This window comes from Rhizobium sp. FKL33 (assembly GCF_005222915.1).
Lineage (GTDB): Bacteria > Pseudomonadota > Alphaproteobacteria > Rhizobiales > Rhizobiaceae > Rhizobium_E.
In genome coordinates this window covers 14,300-28,911 of record NZ_STFX01000020.1, presented here as the reverse complement: position 1 = coordinate 28,911, position 14,612 = coordinate 14,300, and the positions used below count along the sequence as shown (strand labels likewise).

The 14,612-nt window shown below is 64.0% G+C and carries 13 protein-coding genes; 6 read left to right on the top strand and 7 right to left on the bottom strand.

Annotation, left to right across the window (positions count from 1 at the left end; all coding sequences use genetic code 11):
- The first annotated feature begins 135 nt into the window (after positions 1–135).
- The 3 genes from E8Q41_RS12575 to E8Q41_RS12565 all read left to right on the top strand — a co-directional run bounded on the left by E8Q41_RS12575 (position 136) and on the right by E8Q41_RS12565 (position 3,105).
- On the top strand, positions 136–1,305 hold the full coding sequence (locus E8Q41_RS12575; protein WP_137155899.1) for a Gfo/Idh/MocA family oxidoreductase: 1,170 nt from the start codon (positions 136–138) through the stop codon (positions 1,303–1,305).
- A 67-nt stretch (positions 1,306–1,372) separates the two neighbouring features.
- Positions 1,373–2,755 (top strand): GH1 family beta-glucosidase, encoded by a 1,383-nt coding sequence (locus tag E8Q41_RS12570; protein WP_137156001.1) that lies wholly within the window; start codon positions 1,373–1,375, stop codon positions 2,753–2,755.
- Positions 2,756–2,784: 29 nt separating this feature from the next.
- A complete protein-coding gene (locus E8Q41_RS12565; RefSeq protein ID WP_137155898.1) occupies positions 2,785–3,105 on the top strand; it encodes a hypothetical protein in 321 nt (106 codons plus the stop codon).
- A gap of 19 nt (positions 3,106–3,124) precedes the next feature.
- Here E8Q41_RS12565 and E8Q41_RS12560 read toward each other — a convergent pair whose 3' ends face one another.
- A complete protein-coding gene (locus tag E8Q41_RS12560; RefSeq protein WP_246660175.1) occupies positions 3,125–5,596 on the bottom strand; it encodes a glycoside hydrolase family 3 C-terminal domain-containing protein in 2,472 nt (823 codons plus the stop codon).
- Between the two features lie 138 nt (positions 5,597–5,734).
- Between E8Q41_RS12560 and E8Q41_RS12555 the strand changes: the two genes are divergently transcribed.
- Positions 5,735–6,355, top strand: coding sequence for a TetR/AcrR family transcriptional regulator (locus tag E8Q41_RS12555; protein ID WP_137155897.1), 621 nt, complete (start codon positions 5,735–5,737; stop codon positions 6,353–6,355).
- 56 nt (positions 6,356–6,411) lie between these two features.
- Here E8Q41_RS12555 and E8Q41_RS12550 read toward each other — a convergent pair whose 3' ends face one another.
- From E8Q41_RS12550 to E8Q41_RS12525, 6 genes are all read right to left on the bottom strand, one after another.
- Positions 6,412–9,630 (bottom strand): efflux RND transporter permease subunit, encoded by a 3,219-nt coding sequence (locus E8Q41_RS12550; RefSeq protein ID WP_205910388.1) that lies wholly within the window; start codon positions 9,628–9,630, stop codon positions 6,412–6,414.
- Between the two features lie 23 nt (positions 9,631–9,653).
- Complete coding sequence (locus E8Q41_RS12545) at positions 9,654–10,634, bottom strand: efflux RND transporter periplasmic adaptor subunit (RefSeq protein ID WP_137155896.1); 981 nt, start codon at positions 10,632–10,634, stop codon at positions 9,654–9,656.
- 9 nt (positions 10,635–10,643) lie between these two features.
- Positions 10,644–10,844 carry a DUF2892 domain-containing protein gene (locus tag E8Q41_RS12540; RefSeq protein WP_137155895.1) on the bottom strand — a complete coding sequence of 67 codons (201 nt, stop codon included), beginning with the start codon at positions 10,842–10,844 and terminating at the stop codon, positions 10,644–10,646.
- Between the two features lie 118 nt (positions 10,845–10,962).
- Positions 10,963–11,556, bottom strand: a complete 594-nt coding sequence (locus tag E8Q41_RS12535) for a DUF922 domain-containing protein (protein WP_137155894.1) — start codon at positions 11,554–11,556, stop codon at positions 10,963–10,965.
- A 110-nt stretch (positions 11,557–11,666) separates the two neighbouring features.
- Positions 11,667–12,002 (bottom strand): hypothetical protein, encoded by a 336-nt coding sequence (locus E8Q41_RS12530; protein ID WP_137155893.1) that lies wholly within the window; start codon positions 12,000–12,002, stop codon positions 11,667–11,669.
- Complete coding sequence (locus E8Q41_RS12525; RefSeq protein ID WP_137155892.1) at positions 11,986–12,282, bottom strand: hypothetical protein; 297 nt, start codon at positions 12,280–12,282, stop codon at positions 11,986–11,988. Before E8Q41_RS12525 ends, E8Q41_RS12530 begins: the two co-directional genes overlap by 17 nt.
- A gap of 193 nt (positions 12,283–12,475) precedes the next feature.
- On the opposite strand from E8Q41_RS12525, the gene E8Q41_RS12520 reads away from it, so the two are divergent.
- Both E8Q41_RS12520 and E8Q41_RS12515 read left to right on the top strand, forming a co-directional pair.
- Entirely contained in the window at positions 12,476–13,201 is a 726-nt protein-coding gene (locus tag E8Q41_RS12520; protein ID WP_137155891.1) for a response regulator transcription factor, read from the top strand.
- Positions 13,198–14,610 (top strand): ATP-binding protein, encoded by a 1,413-nt coding sequence (locus tag E8Q41_RS12515; RefSeq protein ID WP_137155890.1) that lies wholly within the window; start codon positions 13,198–13,200, stop codon positions 14,608–14,610. Before E8Q41_RS12520 ends, E8Q41_RS12515 begins: the two co-directional genes overlap by 4 nt.
- Positions 14,611–14,612 lie beyond the last annotated feature (2 nt).

The following is a 14,612-nucleotide window of genomic DNA, read 5'->3' as shown; positions in this document are numbered from 1 at the left end:
GACGGTTTGTCCTCCGCGTCGGGACCCGACGCACAGGGCTGAGAAACATGTCAGGGCTCTAGAGCATGCCCCGCCGGCCGCGCAAGCGGCGCGATGGACACCGTAAACACAACTGAGCATCAGGGAGGATTATTCATGGCTATCGAAGGAAGCACGGAAAAACGCGAAGCCCGCATTCGCCTCGGCATGGTCGGCGGCGGCTCGGGCGCATTTATCGGCGCGGTGCATCGTATCGCCGCCCGCATCGACGATCACTACGAGCTGGTGGCGGGCGCCCTGTCCTCGACGCCGGAAAAGTCCCGCCAGTCGGGCGCCGAACTCGGCCTTGCATCGGACCGCATCTATGACGACTTCAAGTCGATGGCGATCCGCGAGGCCAAGCTCAAGAACGGCATCGAGGCCGTTTCGATCGTCACGCCCAACCACATGCACTACCCCGCCGCCAAGGAATTCCTGCGCCGCGGCATCCATGTGATCTGCGACAAGCCGCTGACGTCGAACCTCGCCGACGCCAAGAAGCTTCTGAAGGTCGCACAGGAATCGGACGCGCTGTTCATCCTCACTCACAATTACACCGGCTATCCGATGATCCGGCATGCGCGGGAGATGGTGAAGTCCGGCGAACTGGGCGAGATCCGGCTGGTGCAGATGGAATATCCGCAGGACTGGCTGGCCGAACCGATCGAGCAGACCGGCCAGAAACAGGCCGCCTGGCGCACCGATCCCAAGCAATCAGGCGTGGGCGGCTCGACCGGCGATATCGGCACGCACGCCTATAATCTCGGCTGCTTCGTCTCCGGCCTGGAGCTCGAAGAACTCGCCGCCGACGTCCACACTTTCGTGCCCGGCCGCGCGCTCGATGACAACGCCCATGTGATGCTGCGCTTCAAGGGCGGCGCCAAGGGCCTGCTCTGGTGCAGTCAGGTGGCGACGGGCAACGAGAATGCGCTGAAGGTCCGCGTTTACGGAACCAAGGCCGGCATCGAATGGTCGCAGCAGGACCCGAACTATCTCTGGGTCACCGAGCTCGGCAAGCCGAAGCAGCTGATCACCCGCAACGGCGCCGGCGCCAATGCCGCCGCCGGCCGCGTCAGCCGCATTCCGGGCGGCCATCCCGAAGGCTATCTCGAAGGCTTCGCCACCATCTACACCGAAGCCGCCCGCGCCATCATCGCCAAGCGCAAGGGCGAGAAGGTGGACCCGGACGTGATCTACCCCACTGTCGAGGACGGCGTAAAAGGCGTCGCCTTCGTCGAAGCCTGCATCGCCTCTTCCAAGCGCAACGGCGCCTGGGTGAAGGCGTAACGTATCTGAACCTCAACCGGGCGACGCCTTATGCTGCGTCGCCCCTTTTCGGGATCGACCCATGACCATGCTGGACCCCAAGGCTCTCGCCGCCCGCTTTCCCGGAGATTTCATCTTCGGCGTCGCCACCGCCTCCTTCCAGATCGAAGGCGCGACCAAGGAGGACGGCCGCAAGCCCTCCATCTGGGACGCCTTCTCCAACATGCCGGGCCGGGTGCACAATCGCGACAATGGCGATATCGCCTGCGATCATTATCACCGCTGGGAGCAGGATCTCGATCTCATCAAGGAACTGGGCGTCGAAGCCTATCGCTTCTCCATCGCCTGGCCGCGCGTCTATCCCGATGGAACAGGTCCGCTGAACGAAAAGGGCCTGGATTTCTACGATCGCCTGATCGACGGCTGCAAGGCGCGCGGCATCAAGACATTCGCGACCCTCTATCATTGGGATCTGCCGCTGGCGCTGATGGGCGATGGCGGCTGGACCGCGCGCTCGACCGCGCACGCCTTCCAGCGCTACGCCCATACCGTGATCAGCCGTCTCGGCGACCGGCTGGATGCGGTGGCGACCTTCAACGAGCCCTGGTGCTCGGTGATCCTGTCGCATCTCCTCGGCATACACGCCCCCGGCGAGCGCAACATGCAGGCGACGCTCTATGCCGCCCATTACACCAATCTCGCCCATGGTCTGGCCGTGGAAGCGATCCGTTCTGAAGCGCCTAAACTGCCCGTCGGCATCGTCTATAACGCCATGTCGGTGATCCCGGCCTCCGACAGCGAGGCCGACCAGGCCGCCGCCATCAGGGCCAATGATTTCCACAACGGCCTGTTCTTCGGCCCGCTGTTCAAGGGCGAATATCCCGCGGCGCTGGTCGAGGCCTGTGCGCCGATTATGCCGAAGATCGAAGACGGCGACATGAAGACGATCTCGCGCCCGATCGACTGGTGGGGCCTGAACTACTACACCCCCATGCGCGTCGCTGCCGACCCCAATCCGGACGCCCCCTACCCGGCCCATATCCAGGCGCCGCCGGTTCATCCGGAAAAGACCGATATCGGCTGGGAGATCGACAGCTCCGGCCTCAGCCATGTCGTGCGTGATCTCTACGCCACCTATGACCTGCCGGAATGCTACATCACCGAGAACGGCGCCTGCTACAATATGGGCGTCGGCGCCGACGGCGAAGTCGATGACCAACCGCGCCTCGATTATTACGCCGACCATCTCTCGGTCACCGCCGACCTGATCCAGGAAGGCTACCCCTTCCGCGGCTATTTCGCCTGGTCGCTGATGGACAATTTCGAATGGGCCGAAGGCTACGCCATGCGCTTTGGCCTTGTCCACGTCGATTACGAGACCCAGGTCCGCACCGTGAAGAAATCCGGCAAATGGTATAGCGAACTGGCGCAGGGATTCCCCAAGGGCAATCACGCCGCGCCAAAAACGTGATCGCTGTCATTAAGTAAATTGGGAGTCCAATGTCGCGGATCAATCGCAATCTTCTCCTTGCCCATATCGGCTTTTGGGGCGTACTCGCCCTGATCGCCTTCATGAGCGCAGAATCTTATCGGCTCTTCAGCTGTTGGCAGATACTCCTATTTTATCTGCCTCCGCTGATGTTGGCTTTTATCGGACTGATTTCGATCAGCACGATCTCGCTCATCATCCTGCTTTTCAGTCCTGAGCTGCGCACCGAGGCGCGGTTTGTCTGGGCGGGGCATGGCGCAATTTTATCCTTCGGATTGATCGGGATTAATTACGCGGCACATCTGAGCGCCGGGCAGGACAGTTGTCTCTAGCCGCGATCTCGAACCGCGATCAGCCACCCTCCACCCAATCCTCCTTGAGCGTCACCACCAGCGCAAACCGCTCGTCCCGCGCATTCGCCGCAACCACCAGCTCATACTCGCCCGCATCCGCCCGGAACGCCTTGGCCTCGACATCCCAATAGGCGAGATCGCGAAGCCCGATCGGCAGCGTCACCTCGGCGCTTTCGCCTGCGGCAAGCTTGACCTTGGCGAAGGTCCGGAGCTCCTTGTCGGGCCGCTCCACCTTGGCCGCGCGCGGCCGCACATAGAGCTGCACCACCTCCGAGCCCTGACGCGCGCCGGTGTTTTCCACCCGCACCGTCACCGAAACACCCGCCGCGCCGATGACATCGGACGACACCTTGGCGTCCGCCCACGCAAATGTCGTGTAGCCGAGCCCGAAGCCGAAGGGGAACAGGGGCTCAACATTCCGCGTATCGAAATGCCGGTAGCCGACAAAGATCCCCTCGTCATAGCGCACATGCCCATCCACTCCGGGATAGGTCGTGGGATCGCCGGTGAAGACAGGCATGTCCTCAAGCGCCTTCGGGAATGTCTGCGGCAGCCTGCCCGACGGCTCCTGATCGCCGAACAGCACGTCGGCGACGGCATGGCCGAGTTCCTGACCGGGATACCACATCTGCAGCACGGCGCGGACGTCGTTGAGCCAGGGCATCTCCACCGGGCCGCCGGTCTGCAGCACCACAACGGTGTTGGGATTGACGGCCGCCACTGCCGCGATCAGCTCGTCCTGATGGCCCGGCAGCCGCATGTCGGGCAGATCCTGCCCTTCCGTATCCCATTGCGCCTCGCGGCCGACGAAGAGGACGGCGACATCCACATCCTTCGCTTTGGCCACAGCCCGCTCGATCGCCTCGGCGCCGAGCGACTTCTGCACCCCAAAGCGCAGCGCCTGAATCGTAATGCCCTCCACATCCGGCTGACGCGATGAATAGTAGACCCGGATGCGATAGGTCCTGCCCGCCTCAAGCGTCAGCGGCCGGCGGACCTCGTCATTGGCCGTGCCGAAATAGTTTTCGCCGCGCCGCCAGTCGCTCCAGCCGTCCACCACCAGCGCATCGTCGACATAAAGACGGGCGAGGCCGGCATTGGTCATGCCGAACAAATGCTCGCCATCTTCCTGAGCGGTGAAACTCAGCGCCATCCGCACTGAGAAATCGCGCGGATCGAGATCCGCCGACGGCAGTTCAAACCAGAAGAATTCGCTCTTGGCCGCGGCTTCATGCGCCACGACCGGACCGTCGCAGTCGGCGCCGTGGAAATAGTCGACCGCCACATCCTCATCGAACAGGCGGACAAGCCGGTTGTTGTCAGCGCCCTTTTCCTCTTCGATCGAATTGGCGTTGGCGAGCGCTGCACGGATGCCGTCTGCGGGGCTGACCTTATGCAGCGCGTTGATCTGCGCGGAGCCGCCGCCCATCACCCGCGCTTCCCCGGCATTGGGGCCGATCAGTGCGATGCGGTCCACGGACGTCTTGGCGAGGGGCAGCACGCCATCATTTTTGAGCAGCACCGCCCCTTCCGCGCCGATCTCGCGGATCAGCGCCCGGTCTTCGGGCAGGTCGAGTTCGCTTTCGCTGAGATCCGGCGCCGCGTCGAGGGCGCCCGCCCATTGCATCAACCGCAGCATGCGAAGCGCCGATTGGCGCACCGTTTCGGGCTTCACGGCGCCGTCCCGCACCGCCTGAACGAGTTTGTCGCCGCGATCGCGCGTCGGTCCGGGCATTTCGAGATCGAGGCCGGCATTGATGGTCTCGGCGGTCGAATGCGAGCCGAACCAGTCCGACATCACGATGCCGTCGAAACCCCATTCCTGGCGCAGAACCTGGGTCAGCAGCCAGCCATGTTCGGACGTATAGGTTCCATTGAGGCGGTTATAGGATGACATCACCGCCTTGACGCCGGCCTGTTTCACCGCTGCCTCGAAAGGCGGCAGGTAGATTTCCCGCAGCGTCCGCTCGTCGACGTCGGACGACATGGTCTGCCGCTCGATTTCGGATTCGTTGGCCGCAAAATGCTTGATGGTGGCTGCGACGCCGTTGTTCTGCAGCCCATTAATATAGGCCACGGCCAGCGCCGAGGTCAGCGCCGTGTCTTCCGAATAGCATTCGAAATTGCGGCCGTTCAGGCCGGAGCGGTGGATGTTCACCGTCGGCGCCAAGAGTACGCTCGCGCCCTTGCTCTTGGTCTGTCCCGCCAGCGCCGCCCCCATGCGTTGGGCCAACGCCACGTTCCAGGTCGCGCCCAGCGAGATGGCGGCAGGGAAGCAGGCGGCCTTGACGCCGCCCACCAGTGAGCCCGCGCCGCGCGCGCCGTTGGGTCCGTCCGACACTTTGATCTTGGGAATTCCAAGCCGCTCCACTGGAACCGTGGTCCAGAAGTCGGCGCCGGACAACAGGCTCACCTGTTCCTCCAGCGTCATCGCATCAACCAGCGCCTCGATATCCATCCCCACGGCCATGTCATCCTCCCATTTCAACACGCTTATTCCGATCAACTACTAGGTTTTTTACAATGCCTGTCAAGCGCCCTTCAGGGGCTTGCGAAAGCTCTCCAAACCGGCAAAAAGTGAAGCGGGGAAATCAGGGAGAATTGAGGGATGATCAAGTCCACGGACGGGCCGCGGCGGCGGCGTTCGCCCAAGGGCGAGCATCGGCGCGAAGAGATTCTCGACGCCGGCATGCGGATCTTCGCGCGGGGCGGTTATTCCAGCGCCTCGATCGCCTCGGTCGCCGAAGAGGTCAACCTGACCTTGCCCGGCTTGCTGCATCATTTCCCCACCAAGGTCGACCTGCTGCTCGCCATTCTCGAACGCCGCGACATCAATTCGCTGGCGCTGGTCGGCAACATGGACGGCAACTGGCGGGATGCATTGAAAGGCCTCTGCCGCATCAACCGCGCCAACACCGAGATCCCCGGCGTCGTCCGCGTTTTTTCGATCCTCAACGCCGAAAGCCTGATCGAGGACCATCCCGCCGTCGGCTGGTTTTCAAAACGCCTGGCCGAGGTGCGCGAACGGCTGGCGGCCGGCATCCGCCGCGGCGTCGAAGCCGGCGAGGTTCGTGACGACGTCTTTCCGGAAGACATCGCCGCCGAGGTGATCGGCATGATGGACGGGCTGCAGATCCTCTGGCTGCGCGCGCCGGCTCAAACCGACATCGTCGCAATTTTCGACGCCTATATAGACCGGCTGGTTCGCGATCTCGAAGTCAAGCCGTAACGAAAGAGGCCCGGAAGGATCGTCCTTCCGGCCCCATTGTCGAACATGCGTCGCGTTCAGCTCCGCAGCACCCGGTAGATCGCCGGGATCACCAGCACTGTCAGCAGCGTCGAGGAAATCAACCCGAACAGCAGCGAAATCGCCAGTCCTTGGAAGATCGGATCGGTCAGGATCACCGCCGCGCCAATGATGGCCGCAAGCGCCGTCAGCAGGATCGGCTTGAAACGGATCGCGCCCGCCTCGATCAGCACCTCGGATAGTGTCCGGCCCGCGTGATCGGCATGGCGGATGAAATCCACCAGCAGGATCGAATTGCGCACGATGATGCCGGCCAGTGCAATGAAGCCGATCATCGACGTCGCCGAAAACGGCGCATCGAACAACCAGTGCCCGCCGAGAATGCCGATGAAGGTCAGCGGCACCGGCGTCAGGATCACCAGCGGCAGCTTGAACGAGCCGAACTGCGCCACCACCAGAATATAGATGCCGAGCAGCGCGATCATGAAGGCTGCGCCCATGTCGCGGAAGGTTACCCAGGTCACCTCCCATTCGCCGTCCCATAGCAAAGTCGGCTTGCTCTCGTCAGTCGGCTGGCCATGCAGCGCAATCACCGGCTTTTCAAGGCCGGTCCAGTCCTGCTTATCGATCGCCTCCTGCACCGCAAGCATGCCGTAAAGCGGCGCCTCGAAATCGCCGGCTAGATCCGCCGTGACCATGTCGTTGCTGACCCCGTTATGCCGATAGTTCATCGGCGAGGTCTTTTCCTCGCTCACCCGCACCACATCGCCGAGTTCGACCACGCCGCGCCCGCCGGGCAGCACATTGGCCGGCATTGGCGTCACCAGGAAGCGCTCGTCGAGCACCTTGTCGGCCTTTTCCCGCTCGAGCCGGATCGGGATCGGCTGTCGCCCCTCGCCGCGATGCGAATAGCCGATCGTCTTGCCCTGCGAGAGGATCGAAATCGTGTCGAACACGTCGCTCTCCTCAACACCGTAGAATTCGGCGTCGTCGGTGGAAACCGTCAGCCGCTTGCGCGGCGCGGCCTGGCCATAGGAGTTGTCGACATCGACGATGAACGGCACCGAGCGGAACGCCGCCTCCACCTTGGCCGCAGTTTTGCGCCTCGTCTCAGTGTCGGGGCCGTAGATCTCGGCGAGCAGCGTCGCCATGACGGGCGGCCCCGGCGGCGGCTCGACCACTTTCAGGCTCGTGCCATCAGGCGTGGGGATGGCGGCAATGCGTTTGCGCAGATCGAGCGCGATCTCATGGCTGCTTCTTGACCTCTCTCCCTTGGGCGTGAGGTTGACCGCGACATCGCCCTGATAAGACGCCGAGCGCAGATAGGAATGCCTCACGAGACCGTTGAAGTTGAACGGCGACGCCGCGCCCGCATGCGTCTGGGCCGACACCACTTCCGGCATGTCCAGCGCGATGTGCGCCACCGCCTGCGCCACCCGATCCGTCGCCTCCACCGACGAGCCCTCCGGCAAGTCCAGCACCACCGACAGTTCCGACTTGTTGTCGAAAGGCAGCAGTTTCACCGTCACATGTTTGGTGTAGAACAGGCTGAGCGACGCCAGCGTCAGCGCGCCGACGAAAAGCAGGAAAACCCAGCTCCGCGCTTTTGAGGCCAGAATGGGCCGGGCCACCGCGGCATAGGCTGCGCCGAGCCGCCCGCCGGCGGCTGCGTGATCGTCATGGGCGACCGGCGCCTTGCCCGCTGCCTTCAGCATCAGCCAGGGCGTCACCATCACGGCCACGAAGAAAGAAAAAATCATCGCCGCCGAGGCATTGGCGGGGATCGGGCTCATATAGGGGCCCATCATGCCCGACACGAACAGCATCGGCAAAAGCGCCGCCACCACTGTGAGCGTGGCGACGATGGTGGGATTGCCGACTTCCGCCACCGCCTCGATCGCGCTCCGGCGCCGGCTGCGGCCGTCGCCCATGCCCCAGTGGCGAGCGATGTTCTCGATCACCACGATGGCGTCGTCGACGAGAATACCGATGGAAAAGATCAGCGCGAACAGCGACACGCGGTTGAGCGTGTAGCCCATCAGCCGCGAGGCGAACAGCGTCAGTAGAATGGTGACGGGGATGACGATCGCCACCACGAAGGCCTCGCGCCGCCCGATCGCCAGCCAGACCAGCGCGATGATCGACAGAGTGGCGAGCCCAAGATGATAGAGCAGTTCGTTCGCCTTCTCATTGGCCGTCTCGCCATAATCGCGCGTCACCTCGACCCGGATATCGGACGGGATCAACCTGCCCTTGAGCGCCTCGACCCGCGCGAGCACCGCTTCAGCCACCACCACGGCATTGGCGCCGGGACGCTTGGCGACGGCCAGCGTCGCCGCAGGCGCGCGCTCGACGCCGTCCTTACCCTTGTTGAGCGTCGACACCAGCGCCTCGGTATCCTCAGGCGCGACTTCGATCGTCGCGACATCGCGGACATAGACGGGCCGTCCGTCGCGGGCGGTGATCAACAGATTGCCGATCTCGGCAGGAGTCGACAGGGTTTCTCCCGCCATCACATCGATCTGGCGGCCGCCGTCGCGGATCTGGCCCGCCGGCGCGGCGCTGTTGGCGCCTTGCACCTTGGCGGCCAGCTGCTGGAGCGTGACGCCGTAAAGCGCGAGCTTTTCCGGCTGCGGCGAAATGCGGATGATCTCGTCGACCTCGCCGACCAGATAGGTCAGGCCGACATTCTCGACCTTGGCGACATCGGTCCGGACCTCCCGGATGATGCGGGTGAGGTCACTGGCGCTGATCCGCCCTTGCGCCTCCGGCTTGGGCGACAGCGTCAGCGTCACGATCGCCACATCGTCGATTCCCCGGCCGACAATGGCGGGCTCGGCGATGCCGACCGGAATGCGGTCGCGATTGGCCTGGACCTTGTCCCGCACGCGCAGCACGGCGATATCAGACGAGGTGCCGGTCAGGAAGCGCGCCGTGACCATCACCTGATTGTCCATCGACTGGCCGTAGATATGCTCGACGCCGTTGATGCTCTTGACGATCGTCTCCAACGGTTCGGTGATCAGCTTTTCGGCATCGTCGGCCTTGAGCCCCGGCGCGTTGACGATGATGTCGACCATCGGCACGGAGATCTGCGGCTCCTCTTCGCGCGGCAGGGTCAGAAGCGCCACCAGCCCGAAGGCGAAGGCGGCGATCAGGAACAGCGGCGTCAGCGGCGATTTGATGAAGGCCGCCGTCAAATGCCCGGCAATGCCCAGTCGTCCCTGCGGGCGGTCAACGTCTTCGGATGCGGACAGGGAAGGATCGATCTTGTTCGCGCTCACGGCGTCACCACGATATCGCCCTCAACGAGGCCGGTCAGAATTTCAGTCACGGCCACGCCGTTGCGCATGACGGTCGCGCCGCGCGCCACCGCCCGCTCGACAACCGCATCGCCTTCCTTGACCGCGGCGAAATCGATGCCGGCCCGGATGGTCAGCGCCGAAGACGGCGCAAACAGCGCCTTACGCTCGCCCACAGGCAGCTCCACCAGCACGCGGACACCGACAAACTCGGTCTCAAGTCCATCGACCTCGACATCGGCCGTCACGCGTCCGCCCGAGATTTCCGGATAGATCTTGGCGAGTTTGCCGCTAAGCGCCTTGCCGCCGGCTTCGATGCGGATATCCGCGCCCTGCTTGAGAAACTGCGCATGCCGCTCGGGAATGGCGAGCCGGAGGAAGAAGCCGCCGCCAGCGATGGTGGCGACGCTTTCGCCGGCCATAACCACGGCGTCGCGGGTGACGGGCACGGTCAAAACCGTGCCGGATGTCGGCGCCAGCACCGCGCCTTCGCGCTGCTGCTCGACCAGCACCGAACGCTGCGCCTGGGCCGCCCCGATCTGGTTGACGACGATATCCACCTGGGTGCGAAACTGGTCGAGACGCTGGGCGGTGGTCGCCCCGCTCTTGATCAGTTTCTCGGCGCGGTCGAGTTCGGACCGCGCATTGTCGAGCGAAGCCTGGAGGCCGAGAAGTTGCGCGTCGACGGCCTTGATCTGGAAATCGATCTTGTCGTCGCGGATCCGGGCGATGACCTGGCCCGCCTTGACCACGTCGCCTTCGGTGACCTCAAGCGAAGACAGCGTGCCGCCGATCCGCGCGCGCGCCAGCACGCTGTTGCGCGCCTGAACCTGGCCATAGACGGCCTTCATCTCCACGATCGTCTCAGCTGTGAGGATGTGATCGCCCGCAGTCGCCGCAAGTGGCGACGCCAGCAGAAACAAGGCCGCCAGGCTCCGAAGTCCGGATCTCCGAATCATCGCGCCGCCTCAGAAAGCGGGGCCGGAGCGGACGCCCAGCTTGCGAAACGCCAACGCTGCCGGGCAGAAGCCGGTGAAGGCCGATTGCATCAGGTTCGCGCCGACAAAGGCGGTGAGCCAGATAAAATTGGGATGCACGAGTTGCGTGAGCGCCAGAGACGCCAGCACCATGAAGCCTGCGAAGAGAAGAACGGTGCGATCAACGGACATGAGAACCTCCATTTGTTACGAATCTACGATAGTATGTAGATACAAGTTACGGAATATCAATGCCAAGATGATGATCATTGCTGCAGATCGTCATGTGCGTAAAAATAGCGCCTTTTGCTCAGCCGCCATTGACCAACATCAAAATAAGCTGATGAACAGCGCCGCCGTCGCCAAATTCTGCGCGATCATAATCGCGCTGCCGGGCGCGCTCGCGACCTGAAATGTCCCGCAGCCGATCGGTCAGGGTGGCGCGGATCTTCTTGCAGCCGGGATCATCCTTCTCGACCAGCCCGACGGACATGGCGATGATCTCATCGACCATCTCCTTGATGATCTGGCCATGCACCCGCTCATGCGCCTCCACGCCGGCGCGAAACCGCGCCCAGTTCTCGGCGACGGGCGCGGAAAGTTGTTCCCGCGCCTTTGGCAAAGTGTAGGTGATGACGAGGTTCGGCTTGGCGGAGGCCAACACGCAGTCGTTTCCGCGCCGCTGATAGTCGCGCCGCCAGGTGAGCTTGAAGGCTGTATGGGCGATCACCCGCCCGCCACCGAGCTCGGGTCCCTTCTCTCCGATCGAAGCGTAGAGTTCGGGGCCGGTGCGGCCGGAGACGGAGTAGGATTTGACATCCTCCTGCGCCGTCCACTCCGCATGGGCCGCGCCCATGAAAGCAGCGGATGCGAGAACCGCGACGACGAATGCCCTGACCTTCATGACGCCTCCAAATGCTGGGAGGCCTTGGTAGCGCGCCGGCGCATCGACGCGCAAGAGCCGCCACCCCGATCGCACCGGGATGGCGGCTGACAGAGAGTCTCAAAGCCCGATCAGGACTTCTTCGGCTCGATCTTCTTGGTCGAGGTTGTCTTGACGGCCGCCGTCTTGGCGCCGGTCTTGTGGGTGATCTTGTGCGCGACCTTATGTGTGACGCACTTCTTGCCGGCGGTCGCCTTGCAGGCCACTTTCTTCATCGGAACGGCCTTTTTGGCGACGGGCGCGGTCACGGCGGGCTTGGCGGATGTGGCGGCCATGGCCGAGGTGGCGGCGAGCGGGGCGCCGAAAGCGAGAGCAGCGGTGAGGCCGAGAGCGGTGAGCAGGTTCTTGTTCATGGTGGTGCCTTTCAGGTTCTTCGGTTGACGGGGAGGATCATCGGACATCGACATGCCGAACGCCGAGATAGGAGAGCGCCTTGACATAGGCCCTCGCGCCTTGCGCCTCCTTGTGGGCGGCGCAGAGTGTGGAGGCCTTGGCGCCCATCGTTTCAGCCATGCCGGTTCGATCTTGGGCTTGGCGACTGGCGAGAGCGGCGAGATACTGACTGTGCAGGCTCTCGCAACGCTCAAGGCGAATGCTTTGCTCGCGGCCAGGGGGCTGAGCCGCCGCCGCCGCGCTCGTGATGAGCGGGACGATGAGGAGAAGAGATGCGATATGCGTGAATTGCATTCTGTCCTCCTGTTGTCCGTGGCGTGAAGCAGTTCGCAAGGACAGGTATGACGGAGTTCTGTATGCGGGCGATGTCCCGGCTGTGTCGCGATTGTTTCCGCTTTGTAGCGGCGCGGAATTTCCCCCGTCGCGCCTTGCGCGCCCGGCCCGAGCGCGCGTAAATCCGCCATATTCCGCCGTTGAGGCTCACGCCATGAAAAACAATCCCACCCTTCTCATTGTCGATGACGACGAGGAAATCAGCGCGCTCCTCTCCGATTTCTTCCGGAAACGAAATCTCACCGTCGTCACCGCCCGCGACGGCGACGAGATGCAGGCCGCGCTGCGCAAGACCCTCGTCGACCTCATCATTCTCGACGTCATGCTGCCCGGCCGCAGCGGCGTCGAACTGTGCCAGGAATTGCGGCTGACCACCAAGATTCCGATCATCATGCTCACCGCCATGGCCGACACCGCCGACCGCATCGTAGGGCTCGAAGTCGGCGCCGACGATTATCTCGCCAAGCCGTTCGATCCGCGCGAATTGCTGGCCCGGGTGAAGGCGGTGCTGCGGCGGCAGGAAAACGGCAGGCTTTCGGCCCCGCGCCGGCCCGCCCAACCGCTGCGCTACAGCTTCGACGGCTGGTCGATGGATGTCGAGCGCCGCCGCCTGACCGATCCCGACGGCGTCCGCGTCGAGCTGACCGCGGCGGAGTACAATCTTCTCCTCGCCTTCGTCGGCAGCAACCAGCGGGTGCTGTCGCGCGAGCAGCTGATGGATCTCGCCGGCTCCGACATCGAGCAGAGCTTCGACCGCAGCATCGATATTCTGGTTAGCCGCCTGAGGCGCAAGCTGGGCGACAATCCGCGCACGCCACGCTTCATCCAGACGGTGCGGAGCGGCGGCTACCAGTTCGCCGCCGAAGCGGTTCCCGAATGAAGCGCTATCTGCCCAAGGCCTTGCATGCCTGGCTGCTGATCATTCTCGTGGCCGGGCTCGCCTCGCTGCAGATCGCCTTCCTGCGCATTCTCGCCTCCGACCGCGCCGAATCCAACGAGACGGCCGAACTCTACCGCGTCAACGAACGCGCCACCTGGCTGGTGAAGCTGCTGGCCGCCGCGCCCGAGAGCGAACGCCGCAAACTAGCCGCCAGCCTCGACACCGCCTCCTTCGTGGTCAACATGTCGACGAGCGCGCTCGTGCCCTCGCCCATCGCCTCCAACGACACGCTGGCCGAGCTCGAAGACATCCTGGTGAGCCGCCTCGGGCGCTATGGAGTCGCCGATGCGCGGGTGCGGCTCGACAGGCCCGATCATCCAGTTCCGCCTCCGCAGCCGCAAAAAACCGCCGGCAAGGAAGAGCTCGGCGAAGTCGAAAGCGACCTTGCGTCGCTGGCCTCCGATTTCCAGACCACCGAGCGCTATGCCGTATCGCTGCAGTTTCGCGACGGCCAATGGGTGAATTTCGTTTCGCCGGTCACGCCGCTGCCGCCGATCCTGTCGCCCAACAGCCTGCCGACCTACATCATCGCCGCGCTGGTGGTGATCGCCATCTCCCTCTGGGCGGTCTGGCGGCTCGCCTCGCCCTATATCCTGCTCGAACAGGCGGTCAACCGGCTGGGACGCGACCTGCGCAGCCCGCCGCTGCCCGAGACCGGGGCCGCCGATTACCGCGCCGCCGCCCGCGCCATCAACGCCATGCAGCGCCAGCTTGTCGTCTATGTCGAGGATCGCGAACATCTGGCCGCCGCGCTCGCCCATGATCTGCGCACGCCGCTCACCCGCATGCGGCTGAGGCTGGAGACCATGCGCAAATCCGATCTGCGCGACGCGCTGGCCCGCGACATCGCCGCCGTCGACCGCATCGCCGCCTCGGTGCTGGATTTCTCCCGCGCCCAGAACATCGACGGCGATTTCGAAACCATCGATCTCGCCGCTTTCGTCGAGACGCTCGCCGACGATTATCCCGAGGTCGAGATGGCGGAACCGCCGGAAGGCCGTATCCTCTGCCGCGTCGAGCCGGAAGCGTTGAGGCGCTGCCTGCGCAACCTCATCGAAAACGGCGTCAAATATGGCGGCGCCGTGATCCTGTCCCTCTCCGTCGAGGACGACGCCGTCTCCATCCTGATCGACGACGACGGCCCGGGCATTGCAGAAGACCAACTCGAAGCGGTTTTCCAGCCCTTTCGCCGGCTTGAAGGCTCCCGCAACCCCTCAACCGGCGGCTTCGGCCTCGGCCTCGCCATCGCCCGCGGCCTCGCCCGCAAACTCGGCGGCGAGATCACGCTAGCGAACAGGCCGGAGGGCGGTTTACGCGCGCGGTTCTCCCTGGCGCGCTCGGCAGGTTGACG

What these genes read in the sequence shown, in the direction of transcription:
- E8Q41_RS12575 (WP_137155899.1), top strand. Translation starts at nt 136, where the DNA reads ATGGCTATCGAAGGAAGCACGGAAAAACGCGAAGCCCGCATTCGCCTC.
- E8Q41_RS12570 (WP_137156001.1), top strand. Translation starts at nt 1,373, where the DNA reads ATGCTGGACCCCAAGGCTCTCGCCGCCCGCTTTCCCGGAGATTTCATC.
- E8Q41_RS12565 (WP_137155898.1), top strand. Translation starts at nt 2,785, where the DNA reads ATGTCGCGGATCAATCGCAATCTTCTCCTTGCCCATATCGGCTTTTGG.
- E8Q41_RS12560 (WP_246660175.1), bottom strand. Translation starts at nt 5,596, where the DNA reads ATGGCCGTGGGGATGGATATCGAGGCGCTGGTTGATGCGATGACGCTG.
- E8Q41_RS12555 (WP_137155897.1), top strand. Translation starts at nt 5,735, where the DNA reads ATGATCAAGTCCACGGACGGGCCGCGGCGGCGGCGTTCGCCCAAGGGC.
- E8Q41_RS12545 (WP_137155896.1), bottom strand. Translation starts at nt 10,634, where the DNA reads ATGATTCGGAGATCCGGACTTCGGAGCCTGGCGGCCTTGTTTCTGCTG.
- E8Q41_RS12540 (WP_137155895.1), bottom strand. Translation starts at nt 10,844, where the DNA reads ATGTCCGTTGATCGCACCGTTCTTCTCTTCGCAGGCTTCATGGTGCTG.
- E8Q41_RS12535 (WP_137155894.1), bottom strand. Translation starts at nt 11,556, where the DNA reads ATGAAGGTCAGGGCATTCGTCGTCGCGGTTCTCGCATCCGCTGCTTTC.
- E8Q41_RS12530 (WP_137155893.1), bottom strand. Translation starts at nt 12,002, where the DNA reads ATGTCGATGTCCGATGATCCTCCCCGTCAACCGAAGAACCTGAAAGGC.
- E8Q41_RS12525 (WP_137155892.1), bottom strand. Translation starts at nt 12,282, where the DNA reads ATGCAATTCACGCATATCGCATCTCTTCTCCTCATCGTCCCGCTCATC.
- E8Q41_RS12520 (WP_137155891.1), top strand. Translation starts at nt 12,476, where the DNA reads ATGAAAAACAATCCCACCCTTCTCATTGTCGATGACGACGAGGAAATC.
- E8Q41_RS12515 (WP_137155890.1), top strand. Translation starts at nt 13,198, where the DNA reads ATGAAGCGCTATCTGCCCAAGGCCTTGCATGCCTGGCTGCTGATCATT.